The 15,938-nt window shown below is 50.9% G+C and carries 24 protein-coding genes and 1 pseudogene; 18 read left to right on the top strand and 7 right to left on the bottom strand.

Going from position 1 to position 15,938, the window contains the following annotated elements:
- Nucleotides 1–63 precede the first annotated feature (63 nt).
- Together DPV68_RS11735 and DPV68_RS11730 are read left to right on the top strand one after the other, a co-directional pair.
- The gene (locus tag DPV68_RS11735; protein WP_114166991.1) at nucleotides 64–813 is read left to right on the top strand and encodes an SDR family NAD(P)-dependent oxidoreductase; all 750 of its coding nucleotides are present in this window, start codon (nucleotides 64–66) and stop codon (nucleotides 811–813) included.
- A 93-nt stretch (nucleotides 814–906) separates the two neighbouring features.
- Nucleotides 907–1,164 carry an AbrB/MazE/SpoVT family DNA-binding domain-containing protein gene (locus DPV68_RS11730; RefSeq protein ID WP_114166990.1) on the top strand — a complete coding sequence of 86 codons (258 nt, stop codon included), beginning with the start codon at nucleotides 907–909 and terminating at the stop codon, nucleotides 1,162–1,164.
- Between the two features lie 67 nt (nucleotides 1,165–1,231).
- On the opposite strand, the gene DPV68_RS11725 is transcribed toward DPV68_RS11730, so the two are convergent.
- Nucleotides 1,232–2,116, bottom strand: a complete 885-nt coding sequence (locus DPV68_RS11725; protein WP_232819630.1) for a tetratricopeptide repeat protein — start codon at nucleotides 2,114–2,116, stop codon at nucleotides 1,232–1,234.
- Nucleotides 2,117–2,241: 125 nt separating this feature from the next.
- On the opposite strand from DPV68_RS11725, the gene DPV68_RS11720 reads away from it, so the two are divergent.
- Both DPV68_RS11720 and DPV68_RS14985 read left to right on the top strand, forming a co-directional pair.
- Complete coding sequence (locus tag DPV68_RS11720; RefSeq protein WP_114166989.1) at nucleotides 2,242–2,469, top strand: DUF3221 domain-containing protein; 228 nt, start codon at nucleotides 2,242–2,244, stop codon at nucleotides 2,467–2,469.
- 19 nt (nucleotides 2,470–2,488) lie between these two features.
- Nucleotides 2,489–2,653 (top strand): hypothetical protein, encoded by a 165-nt coding sequence (locus DPV68_RS14985; protein ID WP_198662301.1) that lies wholly within the window; start codon nucleotides 2,489–2,491, stop codon nucleotides 2,651–2,653.
- Between the two features lie 12 nt (nucleotides 2,654–2,665).
- Here DPV68_RS14985 and DPV68_RS11715 read toward each other — a convergent pair whose 3' ends face one another.
- On the bottom strand, nucleotides 2,666–3,790 hold the full coding sequence (locus tag DPV68_RS11715; protein ID WP_114166988.1) for a S1 family peptidase: 1,125 nt from the start codon (nucleotides 3,788–3,790) through the stop codon (nucleotides 2,666–2,668).
- A 255-nt stretch (nucleotides 3,791–4,045) separates the two neighbouring features.
- Here DPV68_RS11715 and DPV68_RS11710 point away from each other — a divergent pair, with 255 nt between their 5' ends.
- From DPV68_RS11710 to DPV68_RS11685, 6 genes are all read left to right on the top strand, one after another.
- Nucleotides 4,046–4,327 (top strand): hypothetical protein, encoded by a 282-nt coding sequence (locus tag DPV68_RS11710; protein ID WP_232819629.1) that lies wholly within the window; start codon nucleotides 4,046–4,048, stop codon nucleotides 4,325–4,327.
- Between the two features lie 281 nt (nucleotides 4,328–4,608).
- Nucleotides 4,609–4,842, top strand: a complete 234-nt coding sequence (locus DPV68_RS11705) for a DUF6440 family protein (RefSeq protein WP_232819628.1) — start codon at nucleotides 4,609–4,611, stop codon at nucleotides 4,840–4,842.
- A gap of 28 nt (nucleotides 4,843–4,870) precedes the next feature.
- A complete protein-coding gene (locus DPV68_RS11700; RefSeq protein ID WP_114166987.1) occupies nucleotides 4,871–5,575 on the top strand; it encodes an ABC transporter ATP-binding protein in 705 nt (234 codons plus the stop codon).
- Nucleotides 5,572–6,345, top strand: coding sequence for an ABC transporter permease (locus DPV68_RS11695; RefSeq protein WP_114166986.1), 774 nt, complete (start codon nucleotides 5,572–5,574; stop codon nucleotides 6,343–6,345). Before DPV68_RS11700 ends, DPV68_RS11695 begins: the two co-directional genes overlap by 4 nt.
- A complete protein-coding gene (locus DPV68_RS15195; protein ID WP_370447076.1) occupies nucleotides 6,342–6,467 on the top strand; it encodes a VOC family protein in 126 nt (41 codons plus the stop codon). The genes DPV68_RS11695 and DPV68_RS15195 overlap by 4 nt, the downstream gene beginning before the upstream one ends.
- 252 nt (nucleotides 6,468–6,719) lie before the next feature.
- Complete coding sequence (locus DPV68_RS11685) at nucleotides 6,720–7,040, top strand: hypothetical protein (protein WP_114166985.1); 321 nt, start codon at nucleotides 6,720–6,722, stop codon at nucleotides 7,038–7,040.
- A 162-nt stretch (nucleotides 7,041–7,202) separates the two neighbouring features.
- Here the strand turns inward: DPV68_RS11685 and DPV68_RS11675 are convergent, their stop codons facing one another.
- The gene (locus DPV68_RS11675) at nucleotides 7,203–8,246 is read right to left on the bottom strand and encodes a Fic family protein (RefSeq protein ID WP_232819627.1); all 1,044 of its coding nucleotides are present in this window, start codon (nucleotides 8,244–8,246) and stop codon (nucleotides 7,203–7,205) included.
- Between the two features lie 283 nt (nucleotides 8,247–8,529).
- Here DPV68_RS11675 and DPV68_RS11670 point away from each other — a divergent pair, with 283 nt between their 5' ends.
- The 4 genes and pseudogenes from DPV68_RS11670 to DPV68_RS11660 all read left to right on the top strand — a co-directional run bounded on the left by DPV68_RS11670 (nucleotide 8,530) and on the right by DPV68_RS11660 (nucleotide 9,812).
- Nucleotides 8,530–8,748 carry a DUF6440 family protein gene (locus DPV68_RS11670; protein WP_114166983.1) on the top strand — a complete coding sequence of 73 codons (219 nt, stop codon included), beginning with the start codon at nucleotides 8,530–8,532 and terminating at the stop codon, nucleotides 8,746–8,748.
- A gap of 30 nt (nucleotides 8,749–8,778) precedes the next feature.
- Entirely contained in the window at nucleotides 8,779–8,916 is a 138-nt protein-coding gene (locus tag DPV68_RS15085) for a hypothetical protein (RefSeq protein WP_232819626.1), read from the top strand.
- On the top strand, nucleotides 8,903–9,451 hold the full coding sequence (locus tag DPV68_RS11665) for an ATP-binding cassette domain-containing protein (protein WP_232819625.1): 549 nt from the start codon (nucleotides 8,903–8,905) through the stop codon (nucleotides 9,449–9,451). The genes DPV68_RS15085 and DPV68_RS11665 overlap by 14 nt, the downstream gene beginning before the upstream one ends.
- Nucleotides 9,448–9,812, top strand: a pseudogene (locus DPV68_RS11660) (VOC family protein). The gene DPV68_RS11665 and the pseudogene DPV68_RS11660 overlap by 4 nt, the downstream one beginning before the upstream one ends.
- A gap of 33 nt (nucleotides 9,813–9,845) precedes the next feature.
- Here the strand turns inward: DPV68_RS11660 and DPV68_RS11655 are convergent.
- From DPV68_RS11655 to DPV68_RS11640, 4 genes are all read right to left on the bottom strand, one after another.
- Nucleotides 9,846–10,568 (bottom strand): SH3 domain-containing protein, encoded by a 723-nt coding sequence (locus DPV68_RS11655; protein WP_114166982.1) that lies wholly within the window; start codon nucleotides 10,566–10,568, stop codon nucleotides 9,846–9,848.
- 134 nt (nucleotides 10,569–10,702) lie between these two features.
- On the bottom strand, nucleotides 10,703–11,038 hold the full coding sequence (locus DPV68_RS11650; protein WP_114166981.1) for a DMT family transporter: 336 nt from the start codon (nucleotides 11,036–11,038) through the stop codon (nucleotides 10,703–10,705).
- 13 nt (nucleotides 11,039–11,051) lie between these two features.
- A complete protein-coding gene (locus DPV68_RS11645) occupies nucleotides 11,052–11,360 on the bottom strand; it encodes a DMT family transporter (protein ID WP_114166980.1) in 309 nt (102 codons plus the stop codon).
- Nucleotide 11,361: 1 nt separating this feature from the next.
- Complete coding sequence (locus DPV68_RS11640; protein ID WP_114166979.1) at nucleotides 11,362–11,889, bottom strand: TetR/AcrR family transcriptional regulator; 528 nt, start codon at nucleotides 11,887–11,889, stop codon at nucleotides 11,362–11,364.
- A gap of 111 nt (nucleotides 11,890–12,000) precedes the next feature.
- Here DPV68_RS11640 and DPV68_RS11635 point away from each other — a divergent pair, with 111 nt between their 5' ends.
- The 4 genes from DPV68_RS11635 (at nucleotide 12,001) to DPV68_RS11615 (ending at nucleotide 15,928) form a co-directional block, all read left to right on the top strand.
- Nucleotides 12,001–12,291 (top strand): hypothetical protein, encoded by a 291-nt coding sequence (locus DPV68_RS11635; RefSeq protein WP_114166978.1) that lies wholly within the window; start codon nucleotides 12,001–12,003, stop codon nucleotides 12,289–12,291.
- 447 nt (nucleotides 12,292–12,738) lie between these two features.
- Complete coding sequence (locus DPV68_RS15190; RefSeq protein ID WP_114166976.1) at nucleotides 12,739–14,106, top strand: IS30 family transposase; 1,368 nt, start codon at nucleotides 12,739–12,741, stop codon at nucleotides 14,104–14,106.
- Nucleotides 14,103–15,179 (top strand): iron chelate uptake ABC transporter family permease subunit, encoded by a 1,077-nt coding sequence (locus tag DPV68_RS11620; RefSeq protein ID WP_114166975.1) that lies wholly within the window; start codon nucleotides 14,103–14,105, stop codon nucleotides 15,177–15,179. Before DPV68_RS15190 ends, DPV68_RS11620 begins: the two co-directional genes overlap by 4 nt.
- A complete protein-coding gene (locus tag DPV68_RS11615) occupies nucleotides 15,176–15,928 on the top strand; it encodes an iron ABC transporter ATP-binding protein (RefSeq protein ID WP_114166974.1) in 753 nt (250 codons plus the stop codon). Before DPV68_RS11620 ends, DPV68_RS11615 begins: the two co-directional genes overlap by 4 nt.
- The last annotated feature ends 10 nt before the right edge of the window (nucleotides 15,929–15,938 follow it).

Below are 15,938 nucleotides of genomic sequence, written 5' to 3'. Positions count from 1 at the left end.
ACGGCGTTACGGGAATTGTGGAAGAGAGACAACATCTCGACTACAGTGAAAAGGGGACACATCATGAAATATACCGTCATCACCGGGGCAAGTTCAGGCATTGGCTATGAAGCGGCGAAACAGTTCGCCAAGCAAGGGAAGTCGCTCGTGCTCGTGGCACGCCGCCACGACGAGCTCGAGAAGTTGCGAAGCGAGATCAAATCGATCTCACCGAAGAGTGACGTCATCATCAAGGCGAAAGACTTGTCATACAGCGAGAACGTATACGGGCTGTATGAATCGCTCGCCGATCTCGACATCGAGACGTGGGTCAATAACGCCGGGTTCGGGGACTCGAATCTCGTAAAAGACGTCGAGGTCGGGAAAATCGAGAACATGATCCGCTTGAACGTGGAGGCGTTGACGGTACTGTCGAGCCTATACGTCCGCGACTATCATAACGTCGAAGGGGCGACGCTGTTGAACGTCGCATCGGTCGTCGGCTATCACATCGCCAAAAAAGGCGTCACGTATAGTGCGACGAAATTCTTCGTCAGTGCGTACACGGAAGGGCTCGCCCGTGAGCTCATGAACGACGGGGACAAGCTGCGGGTGAAAGTGCTGGCGCCGGCCGCTACGGAGACGGGCTTTGCGAACCGTGCCCGCGAAGAGGACGACTTCGACTATAGCCAAAACGTCGAGAAGTATCATACGGCCGAAGAGATGGCCGAATTCTTAGTGCAACTGCTCGAGAGCGATCAAGTCGTCGGCATCGTCAATCACGAGGACTACTCGTTCGAGTTGCGTGGTCCGATTCATCCGTATATGGGGTAAGTAAGTAGATGAAGTGATTGTGCTCTGAGGAGTCATGTGAGATATATTAGGCACATACATTGTGTATGAGACGTGTTCAATGGGAGTGATAGTATGGATGAGCAAAAGCAATATGAGAAAAGATTAATCAAGCATGGCGACTCCATTTGCATCCCTATTCCAACGAATGTGTTGCGACAATTGAAGTTAGATGTGGGTGACGAAGTCTCGATATTGACGATAGATGCGGGCATCATGATTCGACCGATTGAGGACGCACGACAAACGGATATCGATGCAAACTTTTCTCACGAAATGGAACGAATCATGGAACGGCACGATCGTACGTTCAAGGGTTTGGTGGGGCGTTAACGATATCAAAGAATACATCAGCAAACAGCCCGAACCCTTTTAAAGAGTTCGGGCTGTTTATTTACACTTACGACGAACGCATCGAATCCCCGTAGCCCCCGGTCAAGCGGTGCGTGAGCCGGTGATACCAATAGCGGAGACGCAAGCGGTATACATAGAGACGTGATGTGTTCGGCAAGACGACGTTGTCGATATAATCGGCGAACATGGCGCGGAACATATGGTCCTCGCTGTCGTCATACGTCGCGCTCCACATGCCGTGCTCTTCGACCTCGAGCAACATCGCGATCGTCTCATCGTCAAGCTGATGGTTGTCTTCTGGCAAGCGCTTGATGAGCATCTCGACCCGATGGCTACAGATGGACGCGTAGAGCGAGTGGGCGTGCGGGTTGCGCGGGTTCGCGTTCAAGTACCCGATGGCCGCCTTGAGCAAATCGTCATTCATCTCGAGCGGGATCTCATCGAACACTTGGAAAAAGTCGAGCAACATCGGCACCGTCTCTTCGTTGAATCCGGCGAGCCGGACGTAATGCATCAAGTGAAGACCGGCCTCTCCGTGAAACTTGCGCTTGAAGTAATGGACGGCGATGGCGCGCTGGACGATCGGCACGTCCGGATAGCGTTCGACGGCACGAAGGAAATGCTGCTCGGCCTCGAACAAGAAATTCGTGTCGTCGCTCAAGATGCCGTGGAGGCAGTGAATCATATAATGGTCGCCTTTCATGCTCGCGGCTTCGAGCACGTCACGGGCCCGGCCGAACTCGCCTTCACGGATGAGCGGATACGCCCGCATCGCCGGGAAAAACGGGTCCTCAGGAAAGTTCGTCTCGCCGCGGACGACGAGCGATTCGATTGCTTCAGCATTATAATCATCAATCATTTCTTCAAGGAGCATCATCTCGAGGAAGGTGCGCTGAAAGTCTGGATGATGTAAATCAATGGTGTGCTTCATAAAAGTTCCTCCCAAGTAAATGAGTGTGGCTTCATTATACCGGGCAATCGATTGGACGAGTAGATTTTTTTCAAGAAATGGGAAAAGAAAAAGGAAAGGTTTTCCGAAGAAATGGAGGAATGGAGATGGTCACGTTCACAGGCTATATCGTCGAGCTCGAGCCGACGCGGATTCGGGTCGCACCGAACGTGGACGCCGAGCCGTTTGATGGCATCGTGTTTCATTGGGTGGAGCCGCTTCGAGAAGATGAGACGCCGCTCGCCGTCGGGCAATACGTGCGCGTCGAGCACGATGAGAAGATGACCCGCTCGCTGCCGCCCCAGGCGACGGCGCATCGGATTGATGTGCTATGATAGTCTCGAGGTGAAACGAATGGGACAGTCGAATTTTTTGTGGATGGGTGTCGTCATCGCCATCAGTGCGCTGATCGTCTGGTTGTTGCAGGACGTGATGCCGTTTTGGATGTTGTCGATCATCCTGCTCCTATTCGGAGCCGCGGTGGGGAACATACAGCGGCGTACTCGAAAAGACACGTGAAAAAGCACGTCATCACTCAGATGACGTGCTTTCTTCGTCTTCCGTCGGCTCGTCTTCGGCCGTTTCTTCGGCGACCGGTTTCTCCTTGGCGACGGGAGGCTTCTCTTTCTTGTCAGGTGTAGCAGTTGGTTTCGGCTTGTCTTGTTTCTTGACCGGCGCCGTCGCTTCCGCTTCTTTGTCTTGAGTAGCCGGTTGTTCCGGCTCGACCGGTTCGGCTGGTTCGGTCACGGGAACATCGGGCTCGGCCGGTTGCTCCGTGACAGGAGGCGTCTCGGGTTCTTCGGCCGGTTGTTCCGGTTCGGCTGGAGGTTCTTCTTCGACCGGTGCCGGCTCTTCGACAGGAGGCTCGGTCGGTTCCGGTGTTTCAGGAGCTGCTTCTGGTTCAGGAACTGGCGCTGGTTCCGGTTCGGGAGCCGGAGCTGGTTCGACCGGGTCCTCACGTTTCGGGACCGGTGTGATCGGTGCGACCGGTGCGAGTTCAGCGGCCGGCGCACTCCGTTTCGTCGTCGGTGGCGGGGCTGGTGTGTCCGACTCAAGGAATGACAGGACGTCTTGTTCGAACAGCGCGACCGGGAGCGTCTTCGTCGCCAAATGAATGCCGAGTACACGGCCACTGGCCGTGACGATCGGGCTGCCGATGGCGCGGTTCGGTAAATCGAACTCCCGCTTATAACTGTCTTCTTCGAACGTGAGCGTTCCTTCAATCTGTTCATCCGGTGTGAGGGTCACCACGGATTCGTCCGATCCGACAATCGCATGGCTGAACGAGAACGGAGGTGCTTTCACTTTTTCGATGCGGATGACGGCGATGGCGTCGGTCCGTCCGACGACGGTTCCATTCACTGTCTTGCCGCCTTGTTTTAATGTGACACGGGTAATCCCCGCGACGTTATAGGCTGCCGTCAATACGTCTTGTGGGCTGATTAAAAACCCGGAGCCCGTTCCAATTGTATAAAGGCTGTCTTGTAGCGCCTCAAGGTCGACGGCTTTGGCATTGTCGGCCGAGACCGTCTCTTCCGTGATGTTCAAATCGACTTTGTCGGCGAGCGATTCGCTCGAGCGCGGGCTGTCGGTAAAATAGGCGTTCGTTAAAAACGAGACGAATGCGATGATTGCTAGGGCGATCGGGATAGCCATCCATTTTATGCGACGCGGACGATGGCCGCACGTCGGACAAACGGTAGTTTTTGAGCGGGTCTTCGTTCCGCAGTGGGGACAAGTCACAAGAGGACACCTTCCTTCATTGACATAGATGATATGCTTATTCCTCAAATGTTCATGGGATAAACAATAATTGACCAGGTTTAGAAATAGAAATCGGGAATTGAATAACGAACGCTTTTTTGAGATGTCTAGGATGACTCTAAACTTATGAATACGAGGTGACTTCCCTTGATTGTAAAATGTAGCTATTGCGGATTTGAACAGTTCGTCAAAGACTGTAAGTTTGACCGTCTCTATCGCGAAGAGTATGAGACAGCGATTCTCGTATTTTGTGACCGTACATGTTGCGACTCGTCCCAGGTCCCAATCTCGAAAGGATATATCAAATCCTTGATGTGGCTAGGTGGATGGTCACTCGTCCGATTGATGACGACGGAAGAGTACAAAGCTATGAAACGGGCAAAACAGATATTAGAAGCCGGTCTCGCGCAAATGGACACTGATTCTTAATGCATTCGCTCCGTCTAACGTGATACGGTCAGCTTTTTCCTCTTTTGTGAGACCGCTGAAGAACTTCTTATGAACGTCCACTCGTTTTTCATTTATCTTCGAACCACATGACGGCCATTGGGGTATGTTCGAGTTGCACGATTTAGAGCCAAGCACCTTGATCGGTATGGCAATTTCAATCAGTTCATGCATGGCGACGAGCATGTTGTCCTATATTTTCGCGGTACATCTCTGAGAAGGTATTTGTTTTATGATTTTGAGTCTAAAGATTATGATGAGAAGTGACTAAGGAAAGGCGGGATCATATATTATTCAAACAGAAAGCGACAGACGAACTGGCGGAGACGAAACGGTTCCACGTCAAATTAACGGAACAACTGCCGGAACTCGGTCAAATCACCATCCTCATCGACACGGCGACCGGCGTGAACTACATTCAGACGTGGGTCGGGACAAGTGGCGGCATCACGCCGCTACTCGATGCAAACGGGGAGGTCGTGGTCGACGACCGGTAGTACGACAGATCAAGAAAGGAGAAGACGCATGCACATTATCGAATTCAAAAACGTGAGTCATGGAGACATTTTACATAACGTGACGGGTTATTTCCGGGAAGGACGGATCACGACGTTTGTCGGTCCGAGCGGTGCTGGTAAGACGACGTGCCTGAAACATATCAACGGCCTGTTATCACCGGACGCCGGAGCAATTTATTTTAAAGGGGAGAACATCGATTCGATTGACGTCATCGAACTGCGCCAACGTGTCGGTATGGCGTTCCAAAGTGCGCCGATGATTGATGGCACGGTGTATGACAACATGAACCTGCCGAAAGCCATCTTCGGCGAGACGCTCGAACGCGAGCGGGCGGCGGACCTGCTGCAGAAAGTCGATTTGAGCGGTATCTCGCTCAACCAACCGATCAAGACGTTGTCAGGAGGGGAGCGCAGTCGCGTCGCCATCGCCCGGACGCTCGTCAACAAGCCGGACGTGCTGTTATTGGACGAGATTACGGCGAGCCTCGACTATCGGACCGTGAAAGAGATTGAGCGGTTGATTGTGAGACTGCAAAAAGATTTCGGGGTCACCGTCGTCTGGATCACGCACGACTTGGATCAGGCCCGACGTGTCAGTGATGACATGTGGTTCTTGCGAAACGGGGAATTGATTGAGTTCGGCGACGCGACATTCATCGACGAGTCGGACAACCCGATGATCGGTCGTTTCGTGAGGGGGGAAGAGCTATGACGTTCATCGAACTGATGACCTCGTTGATTTTCGTCGCCATCCCGCTCGGTTTAGCGCTGTTCTTGAAACTCGGGCTCGAACGCGACATCTTGATCGCGACGGTGCGCTCGATCATCCAGTTGCTCATCATCGGCTACATTTTGACGTTCGTCTTCGAGAGCGACAGCCCGGTGTTCATGCTGCTCATGATTCTGTTGATGATTGGGGCGGCGACGCAGAACATCATCAAGAAAGGGGACGGCATCCCAGGCATCACATGGATGATTCTGCTCACGCTCGTCACGGTCGAGACGTTGACGATGGGGCTCATGCTCTGGCTCGGCATTATCCCGTTCGAGCCGGAGAAAGTCATCCCGATTAGCGGCATGATCATCGGGAACTGTATGGTATTGTCGCTCCTGTTCTTGAACAAGTTCAAAGACGAGGTCGAGCGGAGCGATGAAGTGATTGAACTCATTTTATCGTTCGGCGGCACACCGAAAGCAGCGATCGAACGCAGTTTGAAGAGCGCCATCCGCACGAGCATGATCCCGACGGTCGAGGCGCAAAAGACGATGGGACTCGTCCAACTACCGGGTATGATGAGCGGTCTCATCATCGGCGGGGCCGACCCGATGGAAGCAGTGTTGTATCAGTTGCTCATCTTGTTTCTCATTTTGACGACCGCGTCCATCTCGGCGGTCATGGTCGGTTATCTCGCGTATCCACGCCTGTTCAACCAAAAACTTCAGTTCGTCGGGTTGACTTATCGAAAGGGGAAAACGACATGATTCAAGGCATCCATAACGTGCAAATCACGATCCCGAAAGGCGAGGAAACCCGTGCCCGTGCGTTTTATTGCGGCGTGCTCGGTCTTCGCAATATCGACAAATCCGAGTCGCCTATGCGGTGACCGATTTAACGGAGTTGGGATAGAAACTCGAGGCAGAAGGAATCAAACGACTTGAAGATATTCCAATTCCTGCATCCAATCATTTCGAGTTCCGCGACCCGTTGACAATGGTTATTTTTTATTACATTTTCCTCCTCTCTTTATTTGATGAAATCACAGGAAATGACAGGACAGATCATGATACTCCATTGTACACTTTTTAAAAGACTTTTAAAAAGTGTACAATGGAGTAAATAAAGGGAGGAAATGATTATGGGTATGAGAACACTCGATGTTCCAACCACTTCAATTTCTGATGTCAAACGGTCGCCTATGGAAGCGTTTCAAAGAGCTGATCGTGAAGCAGCTGGCGTATACGTCTTTAACCGTGAAAAAGTTGCGGGTGTCATGCTTACCCAACAGCAATACGAGTCACTAAATAAAGAAATTGAAGAATTGTACAGCCGATTAGATGATTTGACAGTCGAAATGCGAATATCCAATAAAAATGTCCGCACATATTCTGATTCGGAAGTTCGTGGAGCACAAGTAAATCATCCATCGACTATTGATGAAATGGATGGGTGGGAATGATTATTGTATCAGCTTGAGTGGACGCAATATTCAAAGGATGACTACGATGATCTCGATGGTAGCCAAAAGATATTTGTGGATAAAGCAGTGAACTAAAAAAGCCTTACAACCATTCTAATGTCGAATGGACGTAAGGCTTTTAGTGTGGAGGATTTCCTCACATCATTGTTTAATCCACTTTGCGTTTCTTCCCGAACCGGTTGATACAATCATCCCTTCATTTCGTAACTCACGAAGCACGCGGTGGATTGTCGCTTCACTAATATCAGGGTGTGCGCTTCGGATATCCGTTTTCGTGAAAGAACCGATTTTCCCCTCAATGAAACGTCGAATTCGGACGGTCTTGGTTTCCGTCCCAGATGAAAGGTGGCCAACGCGATCTTCAAGTTCTTTATATGCGTACAAGATGACACTAAGCAGATAATTGACCCACGGAAATGGATCTTGTCGATTTTCATGCCAGTGAATCGAGGATAGCCGCAACGATTCGTAATAGCCTTCTTTTCGAGACTCGACAATTTTCTCTAGACTGATGTAGCGTCCGACTTCAAAACCATGTTGATACAGCATTAACAACGTTAACAAACGTGCCATGCGACCATTACCGTCATTAAATGGATGAATAGATAAAAAATCTAAGATGAAGAGACTCGTCAATATAAGAGGGTCGACATCTTCTTTTTGCCGTCGTATTTTTAGACTATCACATAATTCTTGAATGGCAGCAGGCGTTTCAAATGCTGGAACTGGAATAAAACGTGTACGACGAGTCCCATCTGAAAACGTTTCGCTGATCTCATTGTCGACGTTTTTCCAGCGGCCACCTTCGACGGGGACGAATTTATACAATTCTTTGTGTAGTTGAAGTAAGATGTTCGGATTGATTGGAATATCCTGTGCCGATGCATGAATCAAATTCAGAACATCGCGATATCCAGCAATTTCGGATTCCGATCGATCGACTGGATCCGTTGTCTTCGCCATAATGGTATGAAGTCGACTTTCCGTCACGAAGATACCTTCGATTGCATTCGATGCTTTCGTCGACTGAATGACGGCCACGTCGCGCAACGTATTTAACGTTTGAGGCGCTTGTTGTTTGTAAAGGTCTTGCTTTCCTTTATACTCATTGATCCGTCCGATGAGGCGAACGGTTTCCATCGGGAGAGCCATATTCGTTAAGAATGTGTAGTCATAATTTCTCAAAATTGCCTACCCCGTTTCATAGTCATCATAGTCTAAACGTAGTCATAGTTCGAAAAAATGAATAGGTTTATTTGAATTATAACGTATTTAAACTAGTTCATAAACGAGTAAACCTATTCATTTTTAGCAAAAATGAATAGGTTTACGGATTTGCTGAACAAATAGGTTGATTCCATCTTTCATGTCAAAAAGGTGAAATGTCGTATTTCCCATTTCACCTCGCTCATTCATTGAAGCCAGGGTCATGTTGCGTACAGTTAGAATGATAGGAAGGTGGGATATCATGTTATTCAAAAAGAAAGCAGCAGAAGAAGTGGCGGGAACGAAACGGTTCCATGTCAAATTGACGGAACAACTGCCGGAACTCGGCCAAATCACGATCCTCGTCGATACGGCGACCGGCGTGAACTACGTCCAGACGTGGGTCGGGACAGGTGGCGGCATCACGCCGTTACTTGATGCCAACGGGGACATTGTGGTCGACGAAGTGTCTACTTTTTAGTACGACAAATCGAGAAAGGATTGAAGGCGCATGTATATCATCGAATTCAAAGACGTGAGTCACAAAGACATCCTACATAACATCACCGGCTATTTCCGAGAAGGTCGGATTACGACGTTTCGTCGGGCCGAGCGGTGCGGGGAAGACGACATGTTTGAAACATATTAACGGGCTGTTGTCGCCGGATTCGGGTGACATTTATTTCAAAGGCGAAAACATTCGCCACATCGACATCATCGCGCTCCGGAAACAGATTGGGATGGCGTTTCAAAGCGCTCCGATGATTGACGGGACAGTATATGACAATTTGAATTTGCCAAAAGCGATCTTCGGGGAGGCGCTCGACCGAGGGAAGGCGGAAGAGTTGCTCGGGAAAGTCAACTTGGAAAATCTCTCACTCGACAAATCAATCAAGACGTTGTCGGGCAGGGAACGGAGCCGGGTCGCCATTGCCTGGACGCTCGTCAACAAGCCGGATGTGTTGTTGCTCGATGAGATCACGGCGAGCCTCGACTATCGGACGATGAAAGAAATCGAACGACTCATTCTCAAGCTCATGCTGTACCAACTCCTCATCTTGTTTCTCATTTTGACGACGGCGACGATTTCGGCCGTCATGGTCGGTTATCTCGCCTATCCACGCCTGTTCAACCAAAAACTGCAGTTCATCAGATTGACATATGAGAAGGAGAAAACGACATGATCATAGGCATCCATCACGTACAAATCACAATTCCAACAGGTGAAGAAGCGAGAGCCCGAGCGTTTTATTGCGACCTGCTCGGCCTGAATGAAATCGACAAACCGGAGTCGCTTCAAGGACGAGGAGGGTTTTGGCTTCAAGTCGGCGACCAAAGCGTCCATGTCGGCACCGAGGACGGGGTTGACCGCTTGTCGACGAAGGCGCATGTGCCTATGCCGTGACAGACTTGACAGAGTGGGGACGGAAACTCGAAGCAGAAGGGATTGAACGGATGGCGGGCATTCCGATTCCCGGATTCGACCGATTCGAGTTCCGTGACCCGTTTAGCAACCGGGTCGAGCTGCTTCAAGCAAAAAAGTAGGCAGGAAGCTTAGATTAGCTCCCTGCCTAGTTTTTATTTGACGAACACTTGTATCGCGCCGATGCCGCCTTCAAACGACACTTCTTTACCGCCGATCAAGATTGTCTTATAGACGCTCTTTTTGTAATGTGGTGTTTTCTTCATTTCCGCGATGAACTGTTTCGACGCTTGACTGCCGATCCCGAACTGGGTCTCAGCATATCGTTTGATTGCCGAGTTGACGACAGCCAATTTTTGTTTCGTCAGATCATATGCTTCCTGTCCGAAATCTTCAGGTTCGATATAATGCATAGATGTGTAGTCTACCATGTTCAAGTACAAATAAGACTGGATCGTCGAAGCATTTTTAAAATCTACGAGGAGAGTCTCCTCATCTCGCGTGTCGAATTTTAGGATGAAGTCCTCATCCTTCTTTTCTAGAAATGCAGCCAAATGTTTTTCCGCTGCTGGTCGCGTCATGCCTTTTGCGACCGGTACGGGTTTAATTGTAGTGAAAGGAACGTAGCCTGTTGTCTTTCCGTATTGGACTTTCGCCCATGATCCTTCGCGTTTCACAAGCTTTACTGTTTTGTTTTTGGCGACGGTGACGAGCGTTTTGTGATTGCGATGTTTCCCGGCTTTGACAGGAACGTTCGCTTTTGTGTGGTAATAAGACGTAGCATGTTTCGATAAATCCGCGGATACGGTGGAAGCAGTTGCCGCAAACAATAAGAAAGACGATAAGACGAGTAAGAACATATGGGTCAGTCGTTTCATGTGATTGATTCATCTCCTTTTCAGCAATATGAAAAGTATACCAATAAACATTACGATTCCCCTTATTTTGGAAATTGGAGGATTGCGGATTGAAAAGGAACTCTGTTACAGCAACGCCCGTTCCTGTTGTTCGATCAAGTCAGCCGCTCCTCTCGTTTTTCGACATTCATGACGATGACGCCGAGCACGATGACGATCAGGCCGATACTGTTCAATGTCGACAGTACTTCCCCGTACACGAACACCCCGATCAGTCCGGTCGCGACCGTTCCGAGTCCGGCCCAGACGCTGTAGGCGATGCTGAGTGGGATCGTCTTCAAGACGAAGCCCATGAGTATGAACGAGATCGCGAAACTCACCAAAAGAACCACGCTCGGCACTAAGTTTGTGAACCCGTCCGACAGCTTCAGCATCGACGTGCCGAGCACTTCGAACGAGATCGAAAACAGTAAGAATACATAACCTTTCACACGTGTCCCTCCTTCATACTTTCATCAAGACGAGCCCGACGATGACGAGTCCGATGCCGATAACGGTCTGTTTGCGAACGTGTTCCTTGAAGACGAGAAAACCGATCAACGCCGTTGCGGCCGTGCCGACCCCGCTCCAAAACGCGTAGGCGAAACTGAGCGGGATGGACAGGAGAGCGAGCGACAATAGATAAAACGCCGTCACGTAGCCGAGGGCGACACCGAGGATCGGCAATCGGTTCATCGACGTCGCGTTCAGTTTCAACATACTCGAGCCGAACACTTCCGAGACGATGGCCCCTATCAAATAGACGAAGCCCATCTTAACTCGTTCCTTTCGCCAACGCATCAGACTTCTCGCGGATGATACGGGCGGCCCGATCTTTGAACGAGTCACTGTAGCCGTACGTCATCGCGAACCAAAATCCGTCGCACAAGAGACGTAACTCGAGTACACGATCGGCGTCCAAACCGTCAGCGGCAAATTGTTCGTCCCATCGAAGCGAGGCGTCCGTCCACAGTTTACCGCTCATCTTGTCTTCTTGCGACGAGATGAAGACGGCAATCAAGTCGGCATCCTCGGCTGCTAAATAGTCGAGCGTTGCCAGTGCATACGCGCGTGTGAACGGGTAGGGCGCATCTGTCAGATGTTGATTGATCCGTGTTTCGAACTCTTCGATGGCCATTTTGTTCATCTGTTGGAGCAGATTGCTTTTGCTATCGAAATGATACAAGACACCACCTTTTGTGATGCCAGCCCGTTTTGCCAATCGTTCCATCGATAGCTGTTGAATGCCATCTTGTTGGATGATGGCAGCCGCGGTCCTTAATAAGGATTGTTTCTTACTCATTAATCTTCCTCCTCACTATACTGAGCGGTCAGTACAGTCGTTGTAGCAAAACTATGTATGGGTTGTCGATGGAATGAGGGGATGGGATAATTAGTAAAAAGGAGGGGTGGGATGACGAAACGTCATTATGCACCGCTTTATACCAAGCTCGCACTTTTCTTGGTGACACTGCTAACGCTGTTCACATTGAACGGTCGCATGTTTCCGAATTTAGACTTACTGACAGCGATCTGGGTGTACCTTGCCTTGGACCTTGCGTTACTCGCCACACTCATCTGGGGACTATTCTCAAAAGACAAGTTTGTAAAAGTGTTCACCCTCGTCGCGTACATCGGATTGATTGTGCCATTATCGATTTGGATTTTTCTGTTGCTCCTCGCGAATGGGATCTCGGAAGCATGAGGGGCGATCAATCAAACGTGCCATTTTTGATGCGGCCTGTCCTGTTTTTCATCTTGTTTGCTTTGTGCGGGCCGCTCGCGTTGGCACTCGTCGTCATTTACTGGCGCGATCTGCCTGAAGATATCCGGGGCCCTCATCTGATAATTGCCATCATCTTTTCGCTATTTTTTATCGTGAAAATGCTTCTGGACGGCCTCCCGCAAATCATCCTCTTCTCGTTGGCGTACACGTTCGTGTTATTTCTCACCTACAGTATTCTAGTGAGAAAGCGAGATAAGAAAAACTGAACGCTAACCTTCAGAAAGTGGTCTCGCACCACTTTCTTTTTATTTTGCGATGAATTATAAAATTAAGTGCAACACCTGAACGTGAACGCAAAAAAGCCCATAGCGACGGCCTCGTGTAGAATGAAGTCACCACAACACACATTCAGACGGAGGAATCGCTATGAGCTACACCCATCTTACCACAGCGGAACGCGTGAAAATAGAGACCTACCTGGAGCTCGGGATGTCCATCCGGTCCATCGCGAGACGGCTCGGGCGACAGCCCTCGACCGTCTCGCGGGAGATCAGAAGTAACCCCGGCTACACGGCCGAACGCGCACAGGAGCGCTACGCCAAGGCGAAGCGAAACTGCGGCGCCAAGACGAAGCTCGACGACAGGATGCGCCGGACGATCATCGAGAAGCTGCGGGCGACCTGGTCCCCGGAACAGATCGTGGGTCGTCTCTTCGACGGGAAGATCGCCTTCTCGACCATCTATCGTTGGATCTATTCGGGGCTGATCGACGTGCCGGTGACCGTGCTCCGCCAAAAGGGCAAGCGCCAGAAACCGATGGAGACACGTGGTCGGTTCAACATCGGTCTGTCCATCGCCAAACGTCCGAGAGAGGTGCGCACACGCGAGACATTCGGCCACTGGGAGCTCGACACCGTCGTCTATGACATTAGCCAAGAAGGCGGGTCGGACATGTTTTGGATCACCCGCGTCCCACGGACGGTCGCCATCATGTTGACCGGTGCCGCCATGGCGATGTCAGGGCTCGTCATGCAACTGATCACACAAAACCGTCTCGTCGAACCGACGACGACCGGTACGCTCGAATGGGCGGGGCTCGGCCTGCTCGCTGTGTATCTGCTCGTCCCGGCTCCGACGCTCATGATGCGCATGACAGGGGCGATCGTCTTTTCATTCATCGGGACGATGGTCTTCTTTTGGTTCTTGCGGTCGGTCAAACTCCGCTCGTCGTTGATCGTCCCGATTATCGGGCTCATGCTCGGGGCGGTCGTCTCGGCCGTTTCAACGTTCCTCGGTCTATTCTTTCAAGCGAGCCAGATCATCGAAGGGTGGTTCGTCGGGTCGTTCGCATCGGTGCAGGTCGGACGTTATGAATATTTATGGCTGATCATTCTCGTCACGTTCTTCATCTTCATCCTCGCGAACCGCTTGACGCTCGCAGGGTTAGGAGAAGACATTGCGACGAGCCTTGGCGTCAACTATAGCCGTCTCATCTTGATTGCGACAGGACTGATCGCACTCGCGGTCGGTGTCGTGGCGACGGTCATCGGTAATTTACCGTTTCTCGGACTGATCGTTCCGAATATCGTCTCGATGTTCCGCGGGGACGACCTGCGTAGTAACTTACCGTGGGTGTGTGTCATCGGGATGGGCACGGTCCTCGTCAGCGACTTGATTTCACGCACGATCATCATGCCGTTCGAACTGCCAGTATCGCTCATTCTCGGAACAATGGGGTCGATTGTATTTATCATGATTCTCTTGAGACAACGGAAGACGGGAGGGGTACGATGAGCACACTCATCGAAGACAAGGTGAAGCCACGGGAAGCGTATGGCGTCGATGGTCGATCCGTGCATACGGAAGAACGATGTGCGACGGCATTTCGCTCGAAAAAAGAAGAACGCCGCTACTGGATGTTCCTCATTGCTTTCATCATCGGGGGATTGCTTTGTGCGTTCGGGTTACTCGTCTACAACAATCCGGTCCCGTTCGACTCACCGTCGTTTATCCCGGTCGTCGAGCGTCGGGTCGTCGCCGTCGTCACGATGGCGATTGCCGCGCTCTGTCAAAGCTTGGCGACGGTCGCGTTCCATTCGGTGACGAACAACCGGATCATCACGCCATCTCTGCTCGGATTCGACGCGCTCTACTCGACGATTCAGACGAGTATGATCTTCTTCTTCGGGGCGGGTGCGCTGATCGGTTTTTCGGGAACGGGTGCCTTTTTGACCCAAGTCGGCCTCATGGTGCTCATGAGTCTGCTCTTATATGGCTGGCTCTTGTCCGGGAAATACGGCAACCTGCAACTGATGCTTCTCGTCGGGATCATCATCGGGACCGGGTTGAATTCAGTGTCCTCGTTCATGCGCCGCATGCTTGCGCCGTCGGATTTTGACATCCTGCAGGCCCGGCTGTTCGGGTCGGTCATGCATGCCGATGCCGCCTACTTCCCGATTGTCATTCCGATCGTGATTGTCGTCGGGGTGCTGTTATATAGCTTCTCGAATCGCTTGAACGTCGTCGCACTCGGGAAAGATGTGGCGACATCGTTCGGGGTGAACCATCGCCGGAGTGTCATCTTTACGCTCGTCCTTATCTCGCTGTTGATGTCGGTGTCGACAGCCTTGATTGGACCGCTCACGTTCTTTGGATTCTTGGTGGCGACGCTCAGTTATCAAGTCGCGGCGACGTATGATCATAAATACGTCTTTCCGCTGGCGTTCGCGCTCGGCTTTTTCGTCTTGACGAGCGCGTATTTTTTCATGTATCACATTCTCAACATACCAAGTGTCGTGTCCGTCATCATCGAACTGTTCGGCGGTATCATTTTCTTGGCAGTCATCTTAAGGAGAAAATCGCTATGATTCAACTTGATCAAGTACAAAAATCGTATTCGGATGACGTCCAAATCGGCCCGATCAATCTCGATATCCCGAAGGCCGGCTTCACATCGCTCATCGGGCCGAACGGGGCCGGCAAGTCGACGACGCTCATGATGATCGGTCGCCTCCTTGACTTGGACGAGGGTCAAATCCAAGTCGCCGGGATGGACGTGTCGAGCACAAAATCGAAAGACTTGGCGAAAATCGTCACGATTTTACGGCAAGAGAACCATTTCGTGACGCGTCTCACCGTCCGTCAACTCGCAGGTTTCGGACGCTTCCCATACTCGAAAGGACGATTGACGCAAGAAGATGAACGTATCATCTCGAAATATATCGACTTCCTCGACTTAACGTCGCTCGAGCACCGCTACCTCGACGAACTATCAGGCGGTCAGCGCCAACGGGCGTACGTCGCGATGGTGCTCTGTCAAGAGACGGAATACGTGTTGCTCGATGAGCCACTCAATAACTTAGACATCGCCCGCTCGGTCCAGATGATGGAATACTTGCGCCACGTCGCCGACGAGTTCGGGCGAACGATTGTGACCGTGCTCCATGACATCAACTTCGCGGCGAAATATTCGGACCGGATCTGCGCGATGAAGGACGGGAATATCGCTGCCTTCGGTACGGTCGAAGAGATTATGGACGCAGACATCTTGTCAAATATTTTCGAGACGAAACTTGAGATCATTCAAGGGCCTTATGGACCGATCGCGGTGTATTAATAGAAGGAAG

The organism is Exiguobacterium sp. TNDT2, from assembly GCF_003331145.1.
Taxonomy (GTDB): Bacteria; Bacillota; Bacilli; order Exiguobacteriales; family Exiguobacteriaceae; genus Exiguobacterium.
This window is presented reverse-complemented; position numbering and strand designations above follow the sequence as displayed.

What these genes read in the sequence shown, in the direction of transcription:
- DPV68_RS11730 (WP_114166990.1), top strand. Translation starts at nt 907, where the DNA reads ATGGATGAGCAAAAGCAATATGAGAAAAGATTAATCAAGCATGGCGAC.
- DPV68_RS11735 (WP_114166991.1), top strand. Translation starts at nt 64, where the DNA reads ATGAAATATACCGTCATCACCGGGGCAAGTTCAGGCATTGGCTATGAA.
- DPV68_RS11725 (WP_232819630.1), bottom strand. Translation starts at nt 2,116, where the DNA reads ATGAAGCACACCATTGATTTACATCATCCAGACTTTCAGCGCACCTTC.
- DPV68_RS11635 (WP_114166978.1), top strand. Translation starts at nt 12,001, where the DNA reads ATGACGAAACGTCATTATGCACCGCTTTATACCAAGCTCGCACTTTTC.
- DPV68_RS11695 (WP_114166986.1), top strand. Translation starts at nt 5,572, where the DNA reads ATGACGTTCATCGAACTGATGACCTCGTTGATTTTCGTCGCCATCCCG.
- DPV68_RS11670 (WP_114166983.1), top strand. Translation starts at nt 8,530, where the DNA reads ATGTTATTCAAAAAGAAAGCAGCAGAAGAAGTGGCGGGAACGAAACGG.
- DPV68_RS11700 (WP_114166987.1), top strand. Translation starts at nt 4,871, where the DNA reads ATGCACATTATCGAATTCAAAAACGTGAGTCATGGAGACATTTTACAT.
- DPV68_RS11655 (WP_114166982.1), bottom strand. Translation starts at nt 10,568, where the DNA reads ATGAAACGACTGACCCATATGTTCTTACTCGTCTTATCGTCTTTCTTA.
- DPV68_RS14985 (WP_198662301.1), top strand. Translation starts at nt 2,489, where the DNA reads ATGGGACAGTCGAATTTTTTGTGGATGGGTGTCGTCATCGCCATCAGT.
- DPV68_RS15085 (WP_232819626.1), top strand. Translation starts at nt 8,779, where the DNA reads ATGTATATCATCGAATTCAAAGACGTGAGTCACAAAGACATCCTACAT.
- DPV68_RS11620 (WP_114166975.1), top strand. Translation starts at nt 14,103, where the DNA reads ATGAGCACACTCATCGAAGACAAGGTGAAGCCACGGGAAGCGTATGGC.
- DPV68_RS11685 (WP_114166985.1), top strand. Translation starts at nt 6,720, where the DNA reads ATGGGTATGAGAACACTCGATGTTCCAACCACTTCAATTTCTGATGTC.
- DPV68_RS15190 (WP_114166976.1), top strand. Translation starts at nt 12,739, where the DNA reads ATGAGCTACACCCATCTTACCACAGCGGAACGCGTGAAAATAGAGACC.
- DPV68_RS11720 (WP_114166989.1), top strand. Translation starts at nt 2,242, where the DNA reads ATGGTCACGTTCACAGGCTATATCGTCGAGCTCGAGCCGACGCGGATT.
- DPV68_RS11640 (WP_114166979.1), bottom strand. Translation starts at nt 11,889, where the DNA reads ATGAGTAAGAAACAATCCTTATTAAGGACCGCGGCTGCCATCATCCAA.
- DPV68_RS15195 (WP_370447076.1), top strand. Translation starts at nt 6,342, where the DNA reads ATGATTCAAGGCATCCATAACGTGCAAATCACGATCCCGAAAGGCGAG.
- DPV68_RS11615 (WP_114166974.1), top strand. Translation starts at nt 15,176, where the DNA reads ATGATTCAACTTGATCAAGTACAAAAATCGTATTCGGATGACGTCCAA.
- DPV68_RS11645 (WP_114166980.1), bottom strand. Translation starts at nt 11,360, where the DNA reads ATGGGCTTCGTCTATTTGATAGGGGCCATCGTCTCGGAAGTGTTCGGC.
- DPV68_RS11715 (WP_114166988.1), bottom strand. Translation starts at nt 3,790, where the DNA reads ATGGCTATCCCGATCGCCCTAGCAATCATCGCATTCGTCTCGTTTTTA.